The sequence below is a fragment of the Blastococcus sp. URHD0036 genome (assembly GCF_000701365.1).
Classification (GTDB): domain Bacteria; phylum Actinomycetota; class Actinomycetes; order Mycobacteriales; family Geodermatophilaceae; genus Trujillonella.
In genome coordinates this window covers 59,982-82,603 of sequence record NZ_KL370778.1, presented here as the reverse complement: position 1 = coordinate 82,603, position 22,622 = coordinate 59,982, and the positions used below count along the sequence as shown (strand labels likewise).

Annotated in this window: 20 protein-coding genes; 18 read left to right on the top strand and 2 right to left on the bottom strand. The window is 74.1% G+C overall.

Annotation, left to right across the window (positions count from 1 at the left end):
• The first annotated feature begins 44 nt into the window (after positions 1 to 44).
• A complete protein-coding gene (locus N555_RS0124100; RefSeq protein ID WP_081866464.1) occupies positions 45 to 1,154 on the top strand; it encodes an acetamidase/formamidase family protein in 1,110 nt (369 codons plus the stop codon).
• A 94-nt stretch (positions 1,155 to 1,248) separates the two neighbouring features.
• On the opposite strand, the gene N555_RS27170 is transcribed toward N555_RS0124100, so the two are convergent.
• Positions 1,249 to 3,435: a cytochrome P450/oxidoreductase gene (locus N555_RS27170; RefSeq protein ID WP_051684432.1), complete on the bottom strand. Its 2,187-nt coding sequence runs from the start codon at positions 3,433 to 3,435 to the stop codon at positions 1,249 to 1,251.
• Positions 3,436 to 3,504: 69 nt separating this feature from the next.
• Entirely contained in the window at positions 3,505 to 4,962 is a 1,458-nt protein-coding gene (locus tag N555_RS0124090) for an aldehyde dehydrogenase family protein (RefSeq protein ID WP_051684431.1), read from the bottom strand.
• A gap of 60 nt (positions 4,963 to 5,022) precedes the next feature.
• Between N555_RS0124090 and N555_RS0124085 the strand changes: the two genes are divergently transcribed.
• The 17 genes from N555_RS0124085 (at position 5,023) to N555_RS0124005 (ending at position 22,613) form a co-directional block, all read left to right on the top strand.
• Positions 5,023 to 6,129: an NAD(P)-dependent alcohol dehydrogenase gene (locus N555_RS0124085; RefSeq protein WP_029434045.1), complete on the top strand. Its 1,107-nt coding sequence runs from the start codon at positions 5,023 to 5,025 to the stop codon at positions 6,127 to 6,129.
• Positions 6,130 to 6,365: 236 nt separating this feature from the next.
• On the top strand, positions 6,366 to 7,379 hold the full coding sequence (locus N555_RS0124080; protein ID WP_231503172.1) for a zinc-binding dehydrogenase: 1,014 nt from the start codon (positions 6,366 to 6,368) through the stop codon (positions 7,377 to 7,379).
• A complete protein-coding gene (locus N555_RS0124075; protein WP_197029140.1) occupies positions 7,376 to 8,776 on the top strand; it encodes an amidohydrolase family protein in 1,401 nt (466 codons plus the stop codon). The genes N555_RS0124080 and N555_RS0124075 overlap by 4 nt, the downstream gene beginning before the upstream one ends.
• Entirely contained in the window at positions 8,773 to 9,435 is a 663-nt protein-coding gene (locus N555_RS0124070; RefSeq protein WP_051684430.1) for a flavin reductase family protein, read from the top strand. Before N555_RS0124075 ends, N555_RS0124070 begins: the two co-directional genes overlap by 4 nt.
• 82 nt (positions 9,436 to 9,517) lie before the next feature.
• Positions 9,518 to 10,615 carry a BMP family ABC transporter substrate-binding protein gene (locus N555_RS0124065; RefSeq protein ID WP_029434041.1) on the top strand — a complete coding sequence of 366 codons (1,098 nt, stop codon included), beginning with the start codon at positions 9,518 to 9,520 and terminating at the stop codon, positions 10,613 to 10,615.
• Positions 10,616 to 10,618: 3 nt separating this feature from the next.
• Positions 10,619 to 12,247 (top strand): ABC transporter ATP-binding protein, encoded by a 1,629-nt coding sequence (locus N555_RS0124060; protein WP_034512377.1) that lies wholly within the window; start codon positions 10,619 to 10,621, stop codon positions 12,245 to 12,247.
• Positions 12,244 to 13,446 carry an ABC transporter permease gene (locus N555_RS0124055; RefSeq protein ID WP_197029139.1) on the top strand — a complete coding sequence of 401 codons (1,203 nt, stop codon included), beginning with the start codon at positions 12,244 to 12,246 and terminating at the stop codon, positions 13,444 to 13,446. The genes N555_RS0124060 and N555_RS0124055 overlap by 4 nt, the downstream gene beginning before the upstream one ends.
• Complete coding sequence (locus N555_RS0124050) at positions 13,446 to 14,354, top strand: ABC transporter permease (RefSeq protein WP_029434038.1); 909 nt, start codon at positions 13,446 to 13,448, stop codon at positions 14,352 to 14,354. The genes N555_RS0124055 and N555_RS0124050 overlap by 1 nt, the downstream gene beginning before the upstream one ends.
• A gap of 43 nt (positions 14,355 to 14,397) precedes the next feature.
• Positions 14,398 to 14,856: a VOC family protein gene (locus tag N555_RS0124045; protein WP_029434037.1), complete on the top strand. Its 459-nt coding sequence runs from the start codon at positions 14,398 to 14,400 to the stop codon at positions 14,854 to 14,856.
• Positions 14,849 to 15,259, top strand: coding sequence for a nuclear transport factor 2 family protein (locus N555_RS0124040; protein ID WP_029434297.1), 411 nt, complete (start codon positions 14,849 to 14,851; stop codon positions 15,257 to 15,259). The genes N555_RS0124045 and N555_RS0124040 overlap by 8 nt, the downstream gene beginning before the upstream one ends.
• A gap of 150 nt (positions 15,260 to 15,409) precedes the next feature.
• Entirely contained in the window at positions 15,410 to 16,456 is a 1,047-nt protein-coding gene (locus N555_RS0124035; protein WP_029434036.1) for a zinc-binding dehydrogenase, read from the top strand.
• Positions 16,453 to 17,502 carry a methyltransferase family protein gene (locus N555_RS0124030; protein ID WP_051684429.1) on the top strand — a complete coding sequence of 350 codons (1,050 nt, stop codon included), beginning with the start codon at positions 16,453 to 16,455 and terminating at the stop codon, positions 17,500 to 17,502. Before N555_RS0124035 ends, N555_RS0124030 begins: the two co-directional genes overlap by 4 nt.
• 3 nt (positions 17,503 to 17,505) lie before the next feature.
• On the top strand, positions 17,506 to 18,918 hold the full coding sequence (locus N555_RS0124025) for an amidohydrolase family protein (RefSeq protein ID WP_029434034.1): 1,413 nt from the start codon (positions 17,506 to 17,508) through the stop codon (positions 18,916 to 18,918).
• Positions 18,919 to 18,949: 31 nt separating this feature from the next.
• On the top strand, positions 18,950 to 19,417 hold the full coding sequence (locus N555_RS0124020; RefSeq protein WP_029434033.1) for a VOC family protein: 468 nt from the start codon (positions 18,950 to 18,952) through the stop codon (positions 19,415 to 19,417).
• A 136-nt stretch (positions 19,418 to 19,553) separates the two neighbouring features.
• On the top strand, positions 19,554 to 20,432 hold the full coding sequence (locus N555_RS0124015; RefSeq protein WP_051684428.1) for an aldo/keto reductase: 879 nt from the start codon (positions 19,554 to 19,556) through the stop codon (positions 20,430 to 20,432).
• Between the two features lie 79 nt (positions 20,433 to 20,511).
• The gene (locus tag N555_RS0124010; protein ID WP_051684427.1) at positions 20,512 to 21,384 is read left to right on the top strand and encodes a fumarylacetoacetate hydrolase family protein; all 873 of its coding nucleotides are present in this window, start codon (positions 20,512 to 20,514) and stop codon (positions 21,382 to 21,384) included.
• A 44-nt stretch (positions 21,385 to 21,428) separates the two neighbouring features.
• Positions 21,429 to 22,613 (top strand): hypothetical protein, encoded by a 1,185-nt coding sequence (locus N555_RS0124005; protein ID WP_051684426.1) that lies wholly within the window; start codon positions 21,429 to 21,431, stop codon positions 22,611 to 22,613.
• The last annotated feature ends 9 nt before the right edge of the window (positions 22,614 to 22,622 follow it).

Genomic DNA, 22,622 nt, shown 5'->3' with positions numbered 1-22,622 from the left:
GACGCGGAAACCGCGGGGTAATGCGCGCGCGGTGCGATCGACGCATGACCACCGCCACCTCGCTCCTGGCGCTCTCGCCGCAGGCCGAGCGCACCTTCGCCGACCCGGCACCGACGCGGCACGACCTCCCGGCGACGCCCGGGACCGTGCGGTGGGGTGCGATCGACCCGGCCGCGGAGCCGGTGCTGGAGGTGCCCTCCGGCGGGGCCGTCGCCCTCGAGGCGGTGAGCCACCACGCCGGTGACGCCCCCGAGCTGATGATGGACGCCGGTCTCGAGGCGATCTGGGCGGCGATCCCGGAGGGCGACCGCGGACCGGGGGTGCACGTGCTCACCGGGCCGGTGGCCGTGGCCGGGGCGAGGCCGGGTGGAGCCGTCGCCGTCCGCATCGACACGATGGCGCCGCGGGTGCCCTACGGCTCCAACTGCGCGGCCAACTGGGGGCTGCTGTACGACACGTACGGCAAGGAGCGGGTCACCGTCTACGAGCTCGACCACTCCGACGGCACGCCGGCCACCGACTTCCCGACCATCGCCCGGCCGGTGTTCGGCTACGACTTCACCTCGCGCGCCCTCTACGACGTCCCGGGCTGGAAGACGTCGGCCTCGGCGCGGGTCGAGGAGCCGTTCAGCCGGCCGGTCCGGGTGCCGGTGCGGCCGCACTTCGGCCTCATGGGCGTGCTGCCCGGCGGCGCCGACGTCCTGTCCAGCATCCCGCCCGGCGTCTTCGGCGGGAACGTGGACAACTGGCGGTTCGGACCCGGGGCCACCGTCTTCTACCCGGTGTTCCGCGAGGGAGCCGGCGTCTACTGGGGCGACCCGCACTTCGCGCAGGGCGACGGCGAGGTCTGCGGGACGGCGATCGAGGCCTCGGCCAACGCCGTGGTGCGTCTGGCCGCGGTGGACGACCTGCAGCTGCGCGCGCCGATGCTCGAGACCGACACGCACTGGTACACGCACGGCTTCGGTGCCGACCTCGACGAGGCGGCGCGGATGGCGGTCGAGGAGATGATCACGCTGCTGCGGTGGCGGGTGGGCCTCTCGGCCGACGACGCCTACTCGCTGTGCTCGGTGGCGATGGACATGGGCGTCACCCAGGTCGTCGACGGCACCCTCGGCGCGCACTGCGGCATCCGGCGCGACATCTTCCTCTGACCCGCCCTCGGCCCCCGAGGCATAGGAAGCGATACCCACGTCCTGAGCGCCAGGACGTGGGTATCGCTTCCTATGCCTGTACGAGGGCCAGATGTCAGAGGTCGAGGGTGAGGGACGGCGTCCGGGCGCGGCCGACGCAGACCATCATCGAGCGGCCCGCGGCGCGCTCCTCGTCGGTGAGCACCGAGTCCCGGTGCTCCGGCTCCCCGGCCAGCACCCGCGTCTCGCAGGCGCCGCAGTAGCCCTTCTCGCAGTCGCTGGCCAGCGTGGGGACGACGTCGCGGAGCACCTCCACGATCCGCCGGTCGGCCGGCACCGTCACCGTCGTCCCGGTCCGGGCCAGGTGCAGCTCGAAGGGGACGTCGTGCGAGGTGTCGATCACGACCTCCTCCTCCGGCGCGGTGAACCGCTCGACGTGCAGCCGGTCGGAGACCCCCGCGGCGGCGCAGGCGGCCTCCACGGCGGCGATCATCGGCGCGGGCCCGCAGCAGTAGACGGCGGTGTCCGGGCCGATGGCGGCCACGGCGCCGGCGAGGTCGGGGATGCCGTGCACGTCCTGCGGGAGGAGCTGCACGCGGTCGCCGAGCAGGGCCACGAGGTCCTCGGCGAAGGCCATCGAGGCCGCCGTCCGCCCGCCGTAGAGCACCCGTACCGAGGCACCGCGGGCGACCAGCGACCGGGCCATCGCCAGGATCGGCGTGATGCCGATCCCGCCGGCGATCAGCAGGTGGTCGGGGGCGTCGACGAGCGGGAAGTGGTTCCGCGGGCCGCGCACGGTCAGCCGGGCGCCGGTGCGGGCCAGGTCGTGCAGCTCCACCGACCCCCCGCGGCCGGCCGGCTCGCGCAGGACGGCGACGGTCCAGCTGTCGGCGTCGGGCGAGCCGCACAGCGAGTACTGGCGCAGCCGCCCTGAGGGCAGCCGCACCTCGAGGTGGGCGCCCGGCGCCCAGGCCGGCAGTACCGCCCCCGAGGGATCGGCGAAGGTCACCGCGACGACGTCGGTGGCGACCGGCCGGACCTCGGTCACCTCCAGCTCCCGCGTGACGATCGCGGGGGCGACCGCGGCGGAGCCCAAGCGCGGACCGGAGGTGAACAGCGCCGGGATGGCGTCCCAGCCGGTCTGGTTGCCGCGGGTGGGATAGGGGACCAGCGACTCCGACAGCACGCGGTAGTCGGGCAGCCGGGTCAGGACCTGGCGCATCATCTCGCCGAACATCGCCCGGGCCAGGTGTGCGCCGGCGCAGCGGTGGGTGCCGATCCCGAAGGAGAGGTGCCGCTGCGGGTTGCGGTCGAGGACGACGCTCTCGGGGTCGGGGAAGACCTCCGGGTCGTGGTTGGCCGCCACCCAGGGGATGAGCACCCGCCGGCCGGCCTGCATCGGGACGCCGCCGACCTCGGTGTCGGCCAGCAGCGTGCGGGCCATCGACTGCGAGGGCGCGAAGACCCGCAGGAACTCCTCCACGGCGACGTCGAGCAGGTCGGGGTCGTCGATCAGCCGCTGCCGCTCGGCCGGGTGCTCGGACAGCCACACCAGCGTCGAGCCGGTGAGCGAGGTGGTGGTGTCGACCCCGCCGGCGACCAGCAGGTACATCACCGACACGAGCTCCTGCTCGGTGAACGGCCGCCCCTCGGGGTGCTCGGCGTGCACGAGCGCGGAGACGGCGTCGTCGCGGGGCTCGCCCCGGCGCGCGGCGATGAGCTCCCTGATCCGGGACTCGAGGTACATGAGCCCCTCGACGCCGCGCATCGCCCGCTCGGTGCCGGGGACGCTGGCGAAGATGTCGTGCACCGGCCCGGCGAGCTTCTTCCAGTCGTCGGTCGGGAAGCCCAGCCAGTCCAGCGTGACCGCGGCCGGCACCGGGTTGGTGAGGTCGCGGACGAAGTCCACCGACCCGGACTCGATGAACGCGTCGATCGCCGCGGTGGTGTGCCGGGCGATCATCGGCTTCAGCTTCTCGACCGCGTCGAACGTCAGCAGCGGGTTGATCAGCTCCCGGTACGGCGTGGCCCGCGGCGGGTCGAGCTCGATCGGGTACTGCTCCAGGCCGGGGCCGAACGGGATGACGAAGGAGATCCCGCGGTCGCCGGCCGGCGCCCGCTCCGAGGAGAAGGTGGCGTCGTCCCGCGCGATGCGGACGACGTCGGCGTGCCGGGTCGTGAAGAAGAAGCCCTCGTGGGTCTCGGTCCAGCCGACCGGCTGCTGCTCGCGGAAGCGCCGGTAGTAGGCGACCGGGTCGGCGTTGGCCTCGGCGGAGTGGTGGTCGAACGTGGGCAGTGACAACTCGCGCTCCGGAGGGGCTCGAGGTGGGACGCGCGGTGTTGCCCGGCCGCGCCACCGGGAGTCGGGAGCCTAGCCGCGCGGCGGGAGCAGGCGGATCGCGACCGCCTTCTCCTGCGTGTACTCCCGCATGGCGGCGTAGCCACCGCCGCGGGAGAAGCCGCTGTCCTTCTGCATGTTGAACGGGAAGCCGATGACGCCGGCGTCGTGGAACTGGTTGACCGCGACCTGGCCGCTGCGCACCCCGGCGGCCATCCGCAGCGCCCGGGAGACGTCTGAGGTCCAGATGCAGGACAGCAGCCCGAAGTCGGTGCGGTTGGCCAGCTCAAGAGCCTCGCCGTCGCCGCGGAAGGTCTGCAGCGCCAGGACCGGCCCGAAGACCTCCTCGCGGACGATCCGGGAGTCGGGGGTTACGCCGTCGACCACGGTCGGCTCGACGTACCAGCCGGCGTCCCGGTCGCCGGGCACGCCGCCGCCGGTGAGCACCCGCGCGCCGGTGGCCGGCAGCTCGGTGAGGAAGCCGAGAACCCGGTCCCGCTGCGTGGCGTTGACCAGCGGGCCCATGTCCAGGTCCTCGTCCCAGGCGCCGACCCGCACCGCGCGCATCGCCTCGACGACCCGCTCGCGGACCTCGTCGGCGATCGACTCGTCCACCACCAGCCGGGAGCCGGCGTAGCAGTTCTGCCCGGCGTTCTCGGTGATCGAGCCGACGATGGCGGGGATGGCGGCGTCGAGGTCGGCGTCGGCGAAGAGCAGGTTGGGCGACTTGCCGCCGAGCTCGAGCTTGACGGGGATCAGGTTCTCCGCCGCCGCGCGCATGATCGCCCGGCCGGTCGCGGTGGAGCCGACGAAGCTGAGGTGGTCGACGTCGGCGTGCCCGGACAGCGCGGCGCCGGCCGAGGGACCGCCGGTGACCACGTTGAGGACGCCGGCCGGGATCCCGGCCTCGGCCGCCAGCTCGACGAGCGCCAGCACCACGAGCGGGGCGACCTCTGACGGCTTGAGGACGACGGCGTTGCCCGCGGCGAGCGCGGGAGCGGCGTTGGCCGCGGTCAGGACGGCGGGCACGTTCCACGGCGTGATGACCGCGCACACGCCGAGCGGCTCCATCAGCGTGTAGCCGTGGAAGTCCGGCGTCCGGGTGGGCAGCGTGACGCCGGTGAGCTTGTCGGCGGCACCGCCGAAGTAGCCGATGATCCCGCCGGCGATGAAGGCGTTCATCCGGCCGCCCGACAGCGGCTTGCCGACGTCCTGGGCCTCCAGCGCCGCCAGCCGCTCGGCGTTCTCGAAGACCAGCTGCGACCAGCGGGTGATCAGCGCACCCCGGTCGCTGGGGTTGGTGGCCGCCCAGCCGGGGGCCGCGCGCCGGGCCGCGGCGACCGCGGCGTCGACGTCGGCCCCGCTGCCCTCGGCCACCGTGGCGAACGGCTGACCCGTCGCGGGGTCGACCAGCTCCAGCCGGCCACCGCCCGCGGCCGGGGTCCAGGCCCCGTCGATGAAGTTGAGCCCGTCGCGCACGGCCGTCGTCATGACCAGATCGTCGGCGCGAGCATCTCGTCAGTCAAGACGGTCTCTCGTAACGTGACACGCATGACCGGTCGACCCACTGCCGTGACCGCCGCCGTCCTGCGCGACCCCGCAGGACCCCTGGAGCTCGTCGAACTGGAGCTGGCCCCGCCCCGCGCCGACGAGGTGGTGGTGCGGCTGGTGAGCACCGGCATCTGCGGCACCGACCTGGAGTTCCGCTCCATGATGACCCCGCCCGTGGTGCTCGGGCACGAGGGCGCCGGGATCGTCGAGCAGGTCGGCGAGGGCGTGACCGACCTCGCCGTCGGCGACCCGGTCGCGATGACCTTCGCGTTCTGCGGCGAGTGCGGCCCCTGCCGGGCCGACGCGATGGCCTACTGCGAGAACTTCTGGGCCTACAACTTCATCGGCACCCGCCCCGACGGCAGCACGGCCCTGAGCGAGGACGGCGCGCCGGTGCACGGCCACTTCCTCGGTCAGTCCTCCTTCGCCACCCACGTGGTCGCCCGCCGCGGCAGCGTCGTCAAGGTCCCCGAGGGCACCGACCTCACCGTCGTCGGCCCGTTCGGCTGCGGCTTCCAGACCGGCGCGGGGGGCGTGCTCAACGTGCTCCGGCCCGCGCCCGGCAGCTCGATCGGCGTCTTCGGTGCCGGCGCGGTCGGCGCGGCGGCGATCCTGGGGGCGGTCGAGGCCGGCTGCACGACCATCGTCGCGGTCGACGTGAACCCCGCGAAGCTGGAGCAGGCGCGCGAGCTCGGTGCGACGCACACGGTCGCCGCGGGCGAGCCGGACCTGGCGGAGCGGGTGCGGGCCGAGGTCCCGGGCGGCCTGCAGTACAGCCTCGACACCACCGGCCGGGCGGACGTGCTCCGCGCGGCCGTGGAGTCGCTGGCCCCGCTGGGCGTCTGCGGGGTGATCGGCGTGGGCGCGAGCGCGGAGATGTCGTTCGAGTGGCGCTCCATCCTCGGCACGGGCCGCTCCGTCGTCGGCATCACCGCCGGGGCGAGCGTGCCGCAGGAGTTCCTGCCGCGGCTGGTCGAGCTGCACCGCGCCGGGCGCTTCCCGGTCGACGGGCTGCTGACGCACTACCCGTTCGCCGAGGTCAACCGCGCGCTGGACGACGTCCGGGCCGGGCGGGTCGGCAAGGCGGTGCTCACGTTCGACGCGTGAGTGCACCGGCCGTGACCTGCGACGTGACCGTCACCACTCCGCACCGGTGACGCGTGTCACTCAGGGGGCCAGCTGTGTTACGTCCACGTTGATTGCGTAACGGGCTCGACCCGACCGTTGACAGGGCCGCGCCGGGCCGACCACAGTGACCGCACCGGTCCACATGGTGATTCGCCGATTCACGATGCGAGACGGGCGAGGTCTTCGGGGAAGGAGGTGGAGCGGCGGTGCGAGCGATGGTCCAGACCGGTTTCGGTGGCCCCGAGGTGCTGTCTCTCACCGACGTCCCGGTCCCCGTGCCCGGCCCGGCCGACGTGCTGGTCAGAGTCGCTGCCTGCGGGCTCAACCAGCTCGACGTCCTGCAGCGCCGGGGCGACGTCCGGCTGCCCGGGCTCGCGCTGCCGCACGTGGCCGGGATGGACGTCGCCGGCGTCGTGGAGGCGGCCGGCGAGGAGTCCCCGGTGCCGGTCGGCGCCCGCGTCGTCCTCGACCCCAGTGTCCCCTGCGGCGCCTGCCCGCTCTGTCACGAGGGCCGCGGCGGCCACTGCCCCAACCTCCGGATCATCGGCGCCACCGTCGACGGCGGCCTCGCCGAGTACGTCGTCGCGCCGGCCTCGGCCGCGCACGTGCTGGCCGACACGGTGGACCTGGTCGACGCCGCCTGCCTGCCGACCCCCTGGGCCACCGCCTTCCACGCCGTCGTCACCGTCGGCCGGCTGCGGGCGGGGGAGACCCTGCTGGTGCACGCCGCGGCCGGCAACGTCGGCCTGGCCGCGGTGCAGATCGCCCAGCGCGTCGGCGCGCACGTGATCGCGACGGTCGGCAGCCCGGAGAAGGCGGCCGCGCTGGGGAAGATCGGCGTCGAGCACATCGCCTCCGGGCCCGACGCGGTGGGCGCCCTCGTCGCCGAGGTCACCGGCGGCCGCGGTGTCGACGTCGTCCTCGAGTACCTGGGCCCGGCCACCTGGGCCACGTCCCTGGCCGCCCTGCGGATCGGCGGCCGGCTGGTGTTCCTCGGCAACACCACCGGCGACTCGGTCACCTTCTCCCTCTCCGACGCCTTCCACCGCGGCCTGGAGCTGCTCGGTGCCGGTGGCTACGTGCCCAGCGACATGGCCGCGGCCCTGCAGCTGTTCGCCGACGGCGGGACGGCGCTGGTCGCCGGCAGCTACCCGCTCGAGGAGACCGGCGCCGCGCAGGACGTGCTCTGCGACCGCAGCACCGTCGGCCGCGTGCTGGTGATCCCGTGAGCGCCGCGCTGCTCGTCGTGGACGGCGACGTGGTCACCATGGGCCCGGACCGGGCGGTGCTGGAGCGGACCACCGTCGCCGTGGTCGACGGCGCGATCGCCGCGCTGGGGACGGCGGCGGAGCTGCGGGCCGCGTACCCGGGCGCCGAGGAGATCGACGCGGCCGGCTGCGTGGTCACCCCCGGCCTGGTCGACGCGCACCAGCACACCACCGGCGACCCGCTGATCCGCAGCACGATCCCGGACGACATCGACGCGCAGCAGGCGATCTTCGACTGGGCGGTGCCGATCCACGCCGGCCACGAGCCCGGCGACGACGAGCTTTCGGCCACCCTCACCGCCGTCGAGGCCCTGACCAACGGCGTCACCACGATCGCCGAGCCCGGCACCGTGGCCCACCCGCTGTCGGTCGCCCGCGGCCTGTCCGCCGCCGGCATCCGCGCCCGCGTCGGCATGTGGGGCTGGGACACCCCCGGTCTCCCCTGGTCGGCTCCGGTGGCCGAGGTCGTCGGCCGCCAGGAGCAGCTGCTGGCCGACCTCCCGCCCGGCGGCGTCGTCGGCGCCTGGGTGACCCTCGTCGGCCACGACCTCGCCAGCGACGAGCTCTTCGCCGCCGCGGCCGACCTCGCCGAGCGGGCCGGCACGCAGGTCACCTGGCACCTGTCGCCCAGCGACGCCGACGGCCTCGCCTACGCCGCCCGCAGCGGCAAGCGGCCGGTCACCCACCTCGCCGACCTGGGTGTCCTCGGCCCGCGGCTGGTGCTCGGGCACGGCGTCCACCTGGACGACGACGAGCTGGCCACCCTGCTGGACACCGGCACCGCGATCGCCGTCTGCCCCGGGGCCTACCTGCGCCTGGGTCAGGGTTACGTCACGGCGTCCCGGCACGCCGAGTTCCTCCGCGCGGGCGGACGGCTGGCCCTGGGCTGCGACTCGCACAACGCCGGGGACACCCCGGACGTGCTGCGCGCGGCCTGGCTGCTGGCGGGGGTCTCCCGCGACACCCGGGCGGGCGCGCCGCCGCTGACCGCCGCGGACGCCTTCGCCGTCGCCACGCGGACCGGCGCGGAGGCGCTGGGCCTCGGCGACGTCGTCGGCTCGATCGAGGTGGGCAAGCGCGCCGACCTCGTCGTCTTCGACGGCACCGCACCGGCCTGGACGCCGCGCGGTGACCTCGCCCTGCAGCTCGTCTGGGGTGCTCCCAGCGGCACCGTCCGCGACGTCCTCGTCGACGGCCGCCCCGTCGTCCGCGACGGCTCCGTCACCACCGTCGACCTGCCCGCCCTCCGCGAGGAGGCGGCAGGCCGCCGGGCCGCGCTGCTGCGCCGCGCCGGCATCGACGCCCCCACCAGCTGGCCGGTCCGGTCGGCCCTCGTCCCCGGAGGTCCGCGCACGTGAAGACCATCGACCTCGGCGGCCGCTCGCCGGCCCAGCTCCAGGGGCTGCTCTCCCAGCTCGTGGTGCCCCGGCCGATCGCCATGATCTCCACGACCGGCCCGGCCGGCGTGAACGTGGCGCCCTTCAGCTACTTCATGCCGGTCTGCGGCCTGCCGCCGACCGTCGCCGTCACCATCGGCACGGTCCGCGAGGCCACGCCCGAGCCCAAGGACACCTGGGTGAACCTCGAGGCGACCGGCGAGTTCGTCATCAACCTGACGACGACGGCGATGGCCGACCACATCGAGACCGTGGCCCGCGAGTACCCGGCCGGCGTGGACGAGGCCGAGCTGGTCGGCTGGACCACCCGGCCGTCGGAGGTCGTCGCCGCGCCGTCGGTGGCCGAGAGCCCGGCGCACATGGAGTGCCGCGTGCTGGAGTCGATCGACCGCGGCGACCCCACCTCCTGCTTCTCCGGGGTGCACATCGTCCTGGCCGAGGTCGTGAACATCCGGGTGTCGGAGGAGCTGCTCGCCGAGGGCAGCGAGACCCGGATCGACCCCACCCGGGTCGCCGCCGTCGGCCGCATGGGCTTCCCCTACTTCGTCGCCGCCACGGGCGACGCCGTCTTCGAGCAGGAGCGCGTCGCGTACGCGGACCTGGTCGACAGCGCCGGCTGAGCCGGTCGCGCAGCACACCGCACCACCGGCTCCACAGCACCCCGCCCCCGTCCCCCCACCCCCTGAACCACAGGAGGCAGCAATGTCCACCACCAGACCGCTGCGGCGCACCGCCGCGCTGGCCGCTGTCGCGGTCGTCGCGCTGAGCGCCTGCGGCAACAACGCCGACGACTCCGACGGCGGGTCCGACGGCGGCTCCTCCGGCGGCGGCAGCAACGCCTCGGGCGAGCAGCCGGACGTCAACGGCGACGGCGACGTCAAGATCGGCGTCCTCAGCCCCGGCGACCTCAACGACAACGGCTACTACGAGTCCTTCGTCGTCAAGGCGCAGGAGTTCGTCGACGAGCAGGACGGCTGGGAGCTGATCCAGGTCGGGTCGATCAACCCGGCCGACGCGCTGGAGCAGGCCCGCAACATGTGCCGCCAGGGCGTCGACATGGTCGCGCTGGCCGCCTCCGAGCTCGCCGACGCCCTGCCGGCGGCCGAGGAGGACGTCTGCGCGGACACGATCTGGTACCTGCCGTCGCAGACGGAGGGCTACGAGCTCGCCGACAACGTCGTCCTCTCCCAGGACTCGGCGTCGGAGTCCCTGCTGGCCGCCGGCTACGCCCTCGGCCTGCTGATGCAGGACAGCGGCGCGACGACGGCGGGCTTCGTCACCGGCCCCGAGCTGGACTTCAGCATCATCGCCGCGCAGGCCTTCCAGGCCGGCGTCCGGCAGCTGGTGCCCGACGCCGAGGTCGTCACCACCTACACCGGCGACTTCGACGACTCGGGCCTGGCCGTGGAGGCCACCCAGGCGCAGATCGGCCAGGGCATCGGCGGGCTCTACCCGTACCTGGGTGGCGCCACCGACGCGGCGGCCCAGCTGGGCTTCGACGCGGACATCCCCGTCCTGACGCCCGGCACGGACCGCTGCAGCGACGACACCTACGCCATCTCGGTGATCTTCGACCCGGGTGAGTACTTCGCCGCGGCGCTGGAGGACTTCGCCAACGGCGAGCTCGAGGGCGGCACGACCCGCCTGTGGAAGATGGGTGTCGACCCGCTGCCGACCGTCCAGTTCTGCGACGCCAGTGGCGCGACGCCCGAGCAGGAGCAGCAGCTGGCGGACTTCATCGCCTCGGTCGGGGACGGCACCATCGACCCCGACGCCGAGGTCGAGCGCCTGGGGAGCTGACGCATGAGCCACGACCGTGCCCGTACCGACGGGCCCGTCCCCGCGCTGGAACTGCGGGGCATCAGCAAGCGGTACGGGCCGGTCGTGGCCTGCGACGCCGTGGACCTCACCGTCCAGCGCGGTGAGGTGCACGGCCTGCTCGGCGAGAACGGCGCCGGCAAGTCCACCCTCATGAAGGTCCTCATGGGCCTCGTCCAGGCCGACGCCGGGGACGTCCACCGGGACGGCGTCGCGGTGGACGTGCGCACCCCGCAGCAGGCCGCCGAGCACGGCCTGGGCATGGTGCACCAGCACTTCAGCCTCATCGAGCCGCTCACCGTCTGGGAGAACGTCGCCCTCGGCGAGCCCGGCCGCATCGACCGCGACGCGATCTGCGCCGACGTCGAGGCGGTCGGGGCGCGCTACGGACTGACCATCGAGCCCACGGCCACCGTGGAGCGGCTCTCCGCCGGCGAGCGCCAGCGGGTCGAGCTCATCAAGGCCCTGCGCCGCGACCCGAAGGTGCTCGTCCTCGACGAGCCCACCTCGGTGCTCACCATCGCCGAGTCGGCGGCGCTGTTCGAGGTGCTGCGCACCTCGGTCGCCGCCGAGGGGCGCGGGGTCATCCTCATCAGCCACAAGCTGGCCGAGATCACGGCCGCCACCGACGTCGTGTCGGTCCTGCGGCGCGGCCGGCTGGCCTTCCACTGCCGGACCGCGGACACCTCGGCACCCGAGCTGGCCCGCCAGATGGTCGGCCGCGACGTGTCCCTGCGGGCCGAGGGCGCCGCCCTCGGCCTCGTGGTCACCGACGACCCGGCCAAGCACCTCACCCCGGTGCTGCAGGGCGGTCTGGACGCCGTCCCCGCCGAGCCGCCGGCTCCGGAAGCCCCCGCCGACGTACCGGGGACCGCCGCCCTCGCCCTGCACGGGCTGTGCGTCGCCGGACCGGACGGCCGGATCCTGCTGGACTCCCTCGACCTCGAGGTGGCGACCGGCGAGATCGTCGCCCTCTACGGGGTCGAGGGGAACGGCCAGGCCACCCTCGGGGACCTGCTCTCCGGCCTGATGGCCCCCGACACCGGCGAGGTCCGCGTGGACGGCCGGGCGGTGTCCCTCGACCGCCCCGGCGCCCTGCACGAGGCCGGCGTCGGCGTGATCCCCGAGGACCGGCACCGCTCCGGGGTCGTCCTCGACCTGAGCGTGGCCGACAACCTGGTCATGACCGACCTCCGCCGCTTCAGCGGGCGGTTCCTCATGCGCCGGGCGCAGATCCGCGCCCAGGCCGAGGAGCTCGTGGAGCGGTTCGCCATCCGGACGCCGTCGGTCGACGCCCCGCTGCGCACCCTCTCGGGCGGCAACCAGCAGCGCGTCGTCCTGGCCCGGGAGCTGTCGGCGAACCCGACCGTCCTCGTGGCCGCCCAGCCCACCCACGGCCTGGACGTGGGCGCCATCGAGGACATGTACGCGCGGCTGCGCGAGGCGGCCGCCGCCGGCGTCGCCGTCCTGCTCATCTCGACCGAACTGGAGGAGGTCATGGCGCTGGCCAGCCGCATCGCGGTCATCTCGTCGGGCCGGATCACCGGGGTCCTCGACGTCGCGGACGCCTCCCCGCAGCGCCTGGGCATGCTCGTCGGAGGTGAGGCGGCGTGAGCGCCCCCTCCCCGACGCCCGCCCCCGCGCGGCGGCCGCTGGCCGCCTACGTCGTCGGCGGCATGGGGCTGCGCCGGCCCGGTGCCGACGCGTGGCGGACCGCGGCCATCACCGTGGGCTGCGTCGCCGTCGCGGTGCTGCTGGCCGGGTTGCTCGTGACGATCTCCGACGGCTCGCCGTCCGAGGTCGTGGACGCCCTGTACACCGGCAGCATCGCCGACGCCGCGGGCTGGTCGCAGACGCTCGTCAACGCCGCGCCCCTGCTGCTGGTGGCCCTCGGTGCGTGCATCGCCAACCGGGCCGGGGTCTTCAACATCGGCCAGGAGGGCCAGCTGCTCATCGGCGCGATGGTCGGCTGCTTCGTCGCCCTGCGCCTGCAGGGGCCCGGCTGGCTGGTCATCAGCGTCGCGCTCGTCGCGGCCGCGGCCGGCGGCGGCGCCTGGTCGGGCATCAGCGCGGCGATGTACTACACCCGCGGCGTCAACGTCGTCGTGTCGACGCTGCTGCTCACCTTCATCGCCATCCAGGTGGTGCAGTTCGCCGTCCTGAGCCCCTCGCTGCTGCAGGAGACCGGCATCGGCAACGGGCCGGCCCGGCCGCAGTCGGACTCGGTGCCGGAGTTCCTGCGGCTGGCCAGCTTCGGCCAGTACCCCGACCTGACCATCGGCGTGGGCGTGATCCTCGCCCTCCTGGCCGCCGTCGTGCTGGCGGTGCTCCTGGGCCGCAGCCGCTGGGGCTTCCGGCTCAGCATGCTGGGCCTCAACCCCATGGCCGCCCGGCACGCCGGCATCCGCGCCTCCCGCCTGGGCGGCTCGGCCCTCGTCCTGTCGGGGGCCTTCGCCGGGCTCGCCGGCGGCGTCATCCTGCTGGGCACGGTGTTCCGGCTCCAGCCGGCGATCTCCAACAACTACGGGTGGGACGGTCTGCTCGTGGCCCTCGTCGCCCGCAGTCGCCCGGGGCTGGCGGTCCCGGTGGCCGTGCTGTTCGGCGGCCTGCGCGCCGGCTCCAGCTACCTGGCCGCCACCGGGGTGCCCGACTACCTGGTCGACGTCATCCAGGCGCTGCTGGTGCTGGCCTTCGTCGTCCCGCCCGTGCTGTCCGCGCTGTGGGGCCGCCGTCTCCGCAACCGCTCCGCCGTCGCCGAGACCCCCGCCCGGCCGTCGGCCGCCGCGCCCGCCAAGGAAGAGGTGCCGGTCTGATGTGGCTCGACGACGGTGGCACGGTGCTCTCCAGCGCCCTGCGCCTGACCGCTCCGCTGGCCTTCGCCGCCTGCGGTGAGTACCTCGCCGAGCGCGCGGGGACGCTGAACATCTCAGTCGAGGGGATGATGCTCTCGGGCGCCTTCGGCGCGATCGCGGTCGGCAGCGCGACCGGCAGCCCGAGCGTCGGCCTGTTCGCCGGCGCGCTGATCGGCCTGGTCGTCGCCCTGGTGCACGCCAACCTGTCGCACCGGATCCAGATCAACACCTTCGTGGTCGGCCTGGTGATCAACACCCTGGTCCTCGGCGTGACGAGCTTCCTCACGCAGATCATGGAGTTCTCCCGCACGCAGGTCGCCGTGCTGCGGATACCCGGACTCGCCGACATCCCGATGCTCGGCGTCGTGTTCGACCAGCGCTGGCCGTTCTACCTGCTGGTGGGCGTCGTCCCGCTGACCTGGTACCTCGTCAACCGCACCCGGTGGGGGCTGGAGCTGCGCGCCGTCGGGGAGAACCCGCAGGCCGCCGACGTCAGCGGGATCAAGGTGAACCTGCGCCGCCGGCAGGCGCTCATGTGGTGCGGCCTGCTGTCCGGGCTGGGCGGGGCCTACCTGTCGGTCGGCCTGGTCGGCTCCTTCAACAACAACATGACCGCCGGCCGCGGGTTCATCGTCATCGCGGCGGTGATCTTCGGTGCCTGGCGGCTCAAGGGCACCATGCTCGCCTGCTTCCTGTTCGGCGCCGCCGACGCGCTGCGGCTGGCGCTGCCGTCGCTGGGCGTGGAGCTCAACGCCCAACTGCTCGTCGCGGCGCCCTACCTCCTCGCGCTGACGGTCATGGTGCTCATGGCCAAGTCGCAGCGGGAGCCCCGGGCGCTGGCCAAACCGTTCGAGAGAGGGCTCGTGTGAGCCCGACCGGCACCGTCGCCGATCCCGAGAAGGAGTACCCCTGATGACCGGACCCGCGCTCCCCGAGGCCCGCTGGACGCACGTCGCCCTGCCCTGCGGCGACCTGGACGCCTCGATCGAGTTCTACACGTCGCTGACCCCGCTGGTCGTCGTCGAGCGGTTCGCCGACGAGGCCGGCGAGAGTGCGTGGCTGTCCAACGACAAGCAGGCCGACTCGCCGTTCGTGCTGGTCCTCGTCTCCTTCAACTCCTCGAAGGGCCAGCAGCTGGGCCTGCTCAAGCCGTTCGCGCACATCGGCATCGAGGTCCCGAACCGGGAGGACGTCGACGCGATCGCCGACAAGGCCCGCGAGGCCGGGAACCTGCACTGGGAGCCGCGGGACATGCCCGGCGTCGTCGGCTACATCTGCGCGCTCAACGACCCCGACGGCAACGTCATCGAGATCTCGCACAACCAGAAGGTGTACGAGCTCGTGCGCGCCAAGTGGGGCACCGCTGAGTGAGACCCGCGACGCCGTCCTCGGCTACCTCGCCGCGCTGAACGCCGGGGACGCCGACGGCGTCGCCGGCTGCGTGACGGAGGACTTCGTCAACGAGCACACCAGCGCGCGGGGGAGCAGCCTCACCGGGCGGGCCGCCTACCGGGAGCGCCTGCCCGGCTTCCTCACGGGCTTCTCCGGCCTGCGGTACGACGTCGAGGAGCTGCTGGTCGACGGCGACCGTGCGGCGCTGGCGTACCGGATGACCGCCCTCATGCAGCGCGACGGTGCCCCGGCGGTGCCCCTCGACGTCCGCGGCGTCTTCCGCTTCCATGTCCGGGACGGCCTGGTCGCCGCCCGCGCCGACTACTGGGACGGGGAGGTGGTCGCCGCGCAGATCGCGGCCGTGGACGCTGCGGCCCCCTGACCGACCCCCCCACGACCCACCCCGAGTTGGCAACAGACCGGGGTGGGGGAGCGCGGCGACGACGCCCGCTGGATCCCGCCGTTGCATGCCGATCGGGCGTGCGACGTGCGCCCGGCCGGACCCCATCGGTCCACCCCCGGGAGTCCTCCAGTGAAGAACGTCCTCTACCGAACGCACGGCGACGCCGACGTCCTCGAGATCGTCGACTCCGACGTGCCGCAGCCCGGCCCCGGCGAGGTGCTCGTCGCCGTCGCCGCCTGCGGGCTGAACCACCTCGACGTCCTCCAGCGCCGCGGGCCCGCCCTCATCCCCGGGTACGCGCTGCCGCACGTGGCCGGCATGGACGTCGCCGGCACCGTCGTCGGCCTCGGCCCCGGGGTCGACGTCGTCGCCTTCCCGGCGGCCCGCTCGGGGACCCGGGTGGTGGTCAACCCGGCGATCCCCTGCGACGACTGCCCGGCCTGCCGCAGCGGGGCCGACGGGCTGTGCGGCACCGCGCGCGTCGTCGGCGGCAACGTGGCCGGCGGCTACGCCGACTACGTCGTCGTCCCGGCCGCGAACGTGCACCTCGTGCCGGACGGGGTGAGCCTGGTCGAGGCCGCCACCGTGCCGACGGTCTGGATGACCGCCTGGCACGCCCTCGTCGAGGTGGCCGCGGTCGCCGCCGGGGAGACGGTGCTCGTGCACGCCGGCGCCAGCGGCGTCAGCACCGCCGCGATCCAGCTGGCCAAGGCCGCGGGTGCGCGGGTGGTGACCACGGTCAGCAGCCCGGCCAAGGTGGCCTACGCCGAGGGCCTGGGCGCCGACCTCGTGATCGACACGTCGAGCACCGACCTGGTCGGGGCCGCGCGCGGCTTCACCGACGGCCGCGGGGTGGACCTCGTCGTCGACCACGTCGGCCCGGCCGTCTGGGACGCCTCGGTCTACAGCATGGCGCCGCGCGGCCGGATGGTCTTCCTCGGCAACACCACCGGCGACCGGACGTCCTTCGACCTCGTCTACGCCTACCACTTCGGCCTGCGCTTCCTCGGCTCCGACCCCTACGACCGCCGGGAGTTCGGGCCGATGCTCGAGCGGTACTGGAGCTCGGGCTTCAGCACCCCGGTGGACAGCGAGTTCGCCCTGACCGACGCCGCCGACGCGCAGCGGCACATGGAGTCGCGGCGGGCCACCGGCAAGATCGTGCTGCGGCCGTGACCGCGCCGGTCGGGCCCGGCCCGGTCTGGGACGTCGTCAACGGGCTGGCTGCGTTCGGCGCCCTGTCCGCCGCGCTGGAGCTGGGCCTCTTCGATGCGTTGGCCGAGGGCGGGCTGCCGCCCGACGACCTGGCCGCGAGGCTCTCGGCCGAGGACGTCGACGCGGTGGCGCTGCTCGCCGACGTGCTGGTCTCCCTGGGGCTGCTCACCGGCGACGGGCGGGCCGTGGCGCTGACCCCGGTGGCCGAGCGGTTCCTCGTGTCGGGCTCGCCGGCCTCGATGGCGGCGCTGGGCCGCCTCTCGCCCGGCCCCTGGTCGGGCTGGCAGCAGCTGGCCGAGACCGTCCGCAGCGGCGCCGTGGCGGCCGGCACCCGGGACGAGCTCGACGCGATGTACCCGGAGCTCGTGCGGGCCACGGCGCCGACCCAGCGGGCGGTGGCCTCCGGCGTGGCCGCCGCGCTGGCCGAGCGGGACCTGTGGCCGTCGTCGCCGACCGTCGTGGACCTCGGCTGCGGATCGGGCGCCTGGCTGGCCGCGCTGCTCGCCGACCGGCCCGGCGCCACCGCGGTGGGCGTGGACCTGCCCGGCGTCCTGCCGGTCGCGCGGGAGACGCTGGAGGGCGTCGCCGGCGTCACGCTGCTCGAGGGCGACTACCTCGAGGTGGAGCTGGCCGCGGGGTCCGCCGACGTCGTCGTCCTCGCGCACGTGCTGCGGGCGGAGCCGCCGGCCCGCGCCCGGGCGCTGCTGCTGCGGGCGCTGGAGCTGCTGGCGCCCGGCGGGGTCGTCGTCGTGGCCGACTACCCGCGGCCCGACCCGGTCGCCGCGCCCGATCCCGACCGGGCCGCCGTCCTCGCCGGGGCCCGCCACGAGCTCCTGCTCTCGCTGACCATGACCGCCGCCACCGACGGCGTCGGCGTCACCGTCGCCGACCTGCGGTCCTGGGCCGCCGACGGCGGAGCCGCCCTGGCCGACGTCCTGCAACCGGTGCCCCGCCAGACCGTCTTCCTGATCCGCCCCGAGGCCCCCGCCCCCGAGAACGAGGAGTGACCCTTGTCCGAGAACAGCACCGCACCGACGGGCCAGCCCTGCGACACCCTCGTGCTCGGCTCGCACGTCGTCACGATGGACGACGACCGCCGGGTCTTCCGTGACGGTGCCATCGCGATCCGCGGCGGCCGGATCGTCGACGTCGGCCCGGCGGCCGAGCTGTCGGCCGGCTGGAACGCGCGGGAGGTCGTCGGCGGTGAGCGGTTCGTCGTCACCCCGGGCCTGATCAACACGCACGTGCACATCACCGGCGAGCCGCTGACCCGCGGCTTCGTGCCCGACGACACCCCGTTCCTCGAGAACGTCTTCGAGTGGCTCACCCCGATCCACACGCACTACACCGAGGAGGACGAGCACATCTCCGCGCAGCTCGCCGCGCTGGAGATGCTCAAGTCAGGGACGACGGCGTTCCTGGAGGCCGGGACGGTCCGCTTCATCGACCCCGTCGTCGACGGGCTGTCGGAGATCGGCATCCGGGCGCGGGTGGGCCCCTGGGCGTGGGACCTGGTGGGCGACTACGAGGCGCTGCGGATGACCACCGCCGAGGCGATCGGCGCGATGACCTACGCGATGGACACCTACGGCTCGGCCGCCGACGGGCGCGTGCAGGCCTGGCCGATCGTCATCGGGCACACGACCTGCAGCGACGAGCTGTGGCAGACCGCCAAGAGGATGTCGGACGAGCGCGGCACCGGGATGAGCGCGCACATGTCCCCGGCCGCGATGGACCCCGAGGGCTTCCTGGCCACCTTCGGGCAGCGGCCGATGATCCACCTCGACGAGATCGGCGTCCTCGACCGCAACGTCCTGCTCACCCACGCCGTCCACGTCGACGACAGCGAGATCGCCGCGCTGGCCCGGACCGGCACCTCGATCGCGCACTGCCCGACGACGGCGCTCAAGGTCTCCTACGGCGTCACCCAGATCGGGAAGTTCCCCGAGATGGTCGCCGCGGGCGTCAACGTGGCGATCGGCACCGACGGCAACAACGCGTCGAACTACCACGACCTCATGCGGGCCACCTACCTCGTGGCCGGTCTGTTCAAGGACGCCCGGCGCGACGCGACGATGTTCCCGGCCGAGGACGCGTTCGCCATGGCCACCCGCAACGGGGCGAAGGCGCTGCAGGCCGAGGACGAGCTCGGCTCCATCGAGGTGGGCAAGCAGGCCGACCTGGTGCTGCACGACACGAACCGCCCGGAGTGGCGGCCGCTGCACAACGTCGCCAACCAGCTGGTCTGGTCCGCCGACGGCCGCGGCGTGCACACCGTCCTCGTCGGCGGACGGCGCGTGGTCGAGGACTACCGCTGCACCACGATCGACGAGGACGACCTGCTGCGCCGCGCCCAGGCCGCGGGCGAGGGCGTCGTCGCCCGCTCCGGGCTCCCCGACCGGGCCAAGTGGCCCACGTTCTGAACCGACGAACACCCACCAGGAAGGAACCGTCATGCCCCAACTGACCGAGGCCCGCTGGACCCACGTGGCCATCCCCGTCACCGACATCGACCGGTCGATCGAGTTCTACACGTCGGTGACCCCGCTGGTGCTCGTGCAGCGGAACGCCGACGAGAGCGGCCGCAGCGCGTGGCTGTCCAACCCCGGGCAGGTCGAGACGCCGTTCGTGCTCGTGCTCGGGGAGTTCATCCCCGAGGTCGGTGCCCGCTTCGGCATCGTCGACGGCAAGCCCGACCCGACGTTCTCGCCGTGGGCGCACATCGGCATCGAGCTGCCCAACAAGTCCGACGTGGACGACGTCGCGGCGAAGGCGAAGGAGCTGGGCCGGCTGCAGTGGGAGCCGACCCAGATGGCCGAGCACATCGGCTACATCTGCGCCGTCCTGGACCCCGACGGCAACGTCCTGGAGTTCAGCCACAACCAGAAGGTCTTCGCGACCATCCAGGACCTCTGGGGCTGACCCCGCCCGTCCGGCGACCCCGCCCACCCGCGTGGTGGACGGGGCCGCCGGCCTGCCGGACAACACCTCACGAGGACACCGACGAACACGCCAAGGTGGTTCACATGACGGGACGGCGTCTCGTAGTGTGAGCCGCATGCGGCAGCGACAGCTCGGTTCCCGGCAGGTCGGCGCGGTAGGTCTGGGTGCGATGCATCTGTCCAGCCGGCCGGATCGGCCCGACGCGGAGCACGCGGCGGCGACCGTGCACGCGGCGCTCGACGCCGGCGTGACGCTGGTCGACACCGCGGACGTCTACTGCGCCGACGAGACCGAGATCGGCCACAACGAGCGGCTGGTCGCCGCGGCGCTGCGGAGCTGGTCCGGCGATGCCGACACCGTCCTCGTGGCCACCAAGGGCGGGCTCGTCCGGCCCTGGGACTTCCGCGCCACCCCCGAACACCTGCACGCCGCCGCCCGTGCGAGCGCGCAGGCCCTCGGCGTCGAGGCGATCGGGCTCTACCAGCTGCACTGGCCCGACCCCTCCGTGCCGTACGCGGAATCCGTGGGCGCCCTGCGCGACCTGGTGGACGACGGCGTGGTGCGGACCGTCGGGGTGAGCAATGTCGACGTCGCCAAGCTGGACATCGCCGCCGAGGTGCTCGGGGACCGGCTGGTCGGCGTGCAGAACCCGTTCTCCGTCGAGGACCGCTGGGGCGAGCCGATGCTGCGCCGGACCGAGGAGCTCGGCCTGGCGTTCCTGCCGTACACACCCCTGGCCGGGGTCGCGGAGAGCGGGGCCCGGGCGCAGGCGACCCGCGAGGTGGCCGCCGAGCTCGGCGTCTCGCCCCAGCGGGTCGCGCTGGCCTGGCTGCTGGCCCACTCGCCGGCCGTCGTCGCCATCCCCGGCTCGACCCGTCCGGCGTCGATCACCGACAGCGCCGGCGCGGCCGGGCTGGAGCTGTCGGCGGAGCAGATCGGACGGATCACCGACGCGCCGATCGACCCCTCCCGCCCCACGACGTTCGCCCACTGAGTTCCCGGGCGTCTCGCGGGACGGGACGTCGTCTCGTATTGCTTGACAAGACGCCGTCTCGCATCGAAGGATCGCCGACATGGACCTGCTCGCTACGCCGGAGGGCCTGGCGCGCCGCGAGGGCGACGAGGTCGCCGTCCTGGACCTGCCCCACCGCGACGTGGGGGCGCTCGTGGCCGACACCGGATCGCTCGCCGCGGCGGCCACCGCGCGGGTCCTCCGGCGGCTGCCCGCGGCCGAGGCGCTGGCCGCCGCGCTGCCGCCGCTGCCGGCCCCCGGCACGGTGTGGGGCGTCGGGCTGAACTACCGGTCCAAGGCGCGGATCACCGGCCGTGAGGTCCCGGCCGAGCCGATCCTGTACGTCTCCGCCGCCTCCTCCGTGGCCGGGCCGAACGGGCTGCTCCCGCACCCCTCGGGCATCACCGACCAGCTGGACGCCGAGGCCGAGATCGCCGTCGTCATCGGGCGGCGCCTGTACCGCGCCTCCGAGCGCGAGGCCTGGGCCGCGGTCGCGGGTGTCACCGCGGGCAACGACCTCACCGCGCGCGACGTCATGAAGGCCACCGGCACCCCGGCCCTGGCCAAGAGCTTCCCCGGCTGCACCCCGCTCGGCGCCTCGGTGCTCGACGCCCGCGGCCTCGACGACGGCGCCGCGATCGGCGTCCGCGGCCGGGTCAACGGCGTCGTGCACCAGGACGACACCAGCGCCGACATGATCTGGTCGATCCCCGAGCTGCTCGCGCGGATCTCCTGGTACGCCGCGCTCCAGCCCGGCGACGTGTTCCTCAGCGGCACCCCGGCCGGCACCGGCCAGGACCGCGGGGTCTACCTCGCGCCCGGTGACGTCGTCACCGTCGAGGTCGACGGCGTCGCGCCGCTGACCACCACCATCTCGTCCGCCGCCGCACCGGTCGCCCCGGTCCCGCGGGCGGACGTCGTCCCGGCGCACTGACGCGCCCCCCCACCCGCCGTCCCCGAGCACCCGGAGCCCATCGCATGTCCGCACCCGCCGACACCCGCACGGACGCAGTCAGCGCCGTCCACGACCTGGTCCTGACCGGCGGGCGGGTCCTCGACCCGGCCAACGGCCTCGACGGGCGCTACGACGTCGCGGTCACCGACGGCCGGATCAGCGCCGTCGCCCCGACGATCGACGGCGCGGCGACCGAGCGCATCGACTGCACCGGCCGGCTGGTGCTCCCGGGCCTGGTGGAGGGCCACACGCACATCTTCGAGCGCGTCTCGAAGGTCGGCGCCAACCCCGTCGAGGCGCACCTGCGCCGCGGCGTCGTCGCCGCCGCCGACGCGGGGACCGCGGGCGCCTCGACGTTCGACGCGTTCAAGAAGTTCGTCGTCGAGCCCAGCGGCATGCGGATCCTGAGCTTCCTCAACGTCTCGGTGCTCGGCCTCATCGACTTCCGCTTCGGCGAGCTGCTCAACCCCGACACCCTCGTGCCCGAGGACGCGCTGCAGGTGGCGGCGGAGAACCCCGACATCGTCCGCGGCTTCAAGATCCGGCTCTCGACCGACGTCGTCCCGGCCGACCAGTGGCGGCCGCTGCTGGAGAAGTCGCTGGCGATCGGCGAGCAGGCCGGCCTGCCCCTGATGGTGCACATCGGCGAGACCCCCGAGCCGCTGGCCGAGGTGCTGCCCTACCTGCGGCCCGGCGACATCGTCGCGCACTGCTACACGGGCAAGGAGTTCAACATCCTCCAGGAGGGGGCGGTCCAGCCGGCCGTCGCCGAGGCCCGCGCCCGCGGGGTGCTCTTCGACTCCGCCCACGGCAAGAGCAACCTGAGCTACGACGTGGCCCGCCCGGCGATCGCCGCGGGCTTCCTCCCCGACATCGCCTCCTCGGACACCAGCGGCCGCAACTGGCGCGGCCCGGTCTTCGACCTGCTCACCAGCCTCTCCAAGCTGGTCGCCCTCGGGGCCCCCCTGCCGGAGATCATCAAGCGCGCCACCATCGACCCGGCGCGACTGCTCGGCATCGCCGACGAGGGATACGGTGCCCTGACGGTCGGCAACCCGGCCCACGTGACGGTGGTCGAGGAGGTCAGCGACCAGCTGCTCCCGGACGCCGCCGGCAACTCGATCGTGGCCCCGCGCTACGAGCCCGTGACCGTGCTGCACGCGGGTGCGCCGGTGGAGCTGGTGCCGTGGCGCGGGCTGGGGGCCTGAGGAGCATCA

What these genes read in the sequence shown, in the direction of transcription:
- N555_RS0124060 (WP_034512377.1), top strand. Translation starts at nt 10,619, where the DNA reads ATGAGCCACGACCGTGCCCGTACCGACGGGCCCGTCCCCGCGCTGGAA.
- N555_RS0124015 (WP_051684428.1), top strand. Translation starts at nt 19,554, where the DNA reads ATGCGGCAGCGACAGCTCGGTTCCCGGCAGGTCGGCGCGGTAGGTCTG.
- N555_RS0124020 (WP_029434033.1), top strand. Translation starts at nt 18,950, where the DNA reads ATGCCCCAACTGACCGAGGCCCGCTGGACCCACGTGGCCATCCCCGTC.
- N555_RS0124100 (WP_081866464.1), top strand. Translation starts at nt 45, where the DNA reads ATGACCACCGCCACCTCGCTCCTGGCGCTCTCGCCGCAGGCCGAGCGC.
- N555_RS0124065 (WP_029434041.1), top strand. Translation starts at nt 9,518, where the DNA reads ATGTCCACCACCAGACCGCTGCGGCGCACCGCCGCGCTGGCCGCTGTC.
- N555_RS0124080 (WP_231503172.1), top strand. Translation starts at nt 6,366, where the DNA reads ATGGTCCAGACCGGTTTCGGTGGCCCCGAGGTGCTGTCTCTCACCGAC.
- N555_RS0124050 (WP_029434038.1), top strand. Translation starts at nt 13,446, where the DNA reads ATGTGGCTCGACGACGGTGGCACGGTGCTCTCCAGCGCCCTGCGCCTG.
- N555_RS0124010 (WP_051684427.1), top strand. Translation starts at nt 20,512, where the DNA reads ATGGACCTGCTCGCTACGCCGGAGGGCCTGGCGCGCCGCGAGGGCGAC.
- N555_RS0124005 (WP_051684426.1), top strand. Translation starts at nt 21,429, where the DNA reads ATGTCCGCACCCGCCGACACCCGCACGGACGCAGTCAGCGCCGTCCAC.
- N555_RS0124045 (WP_029434037.1), top strand. Translation starts at nt 14,398, where the DNA reads ATGACCGGACCCGCGCTCCCCGAGGCCCGCTGGACGCACGTCGCCCTG.
- N555_RS0124085 (WP_029434045.1), top strand. Translation starts at nt 5,023, where the DNA reads ATGACCGGTCGACCCACTGCCGTGACCGCCGCCGTCCTGCGCGACCCC.
- N555_RS0124090 (WP_051684431.1), bottom strand. Translation starts at nt 4,962, where the DNA reads ATGACGACGGCCGTGCGCGACGGGCTCAACTTCATCGACGGGGCCTGG.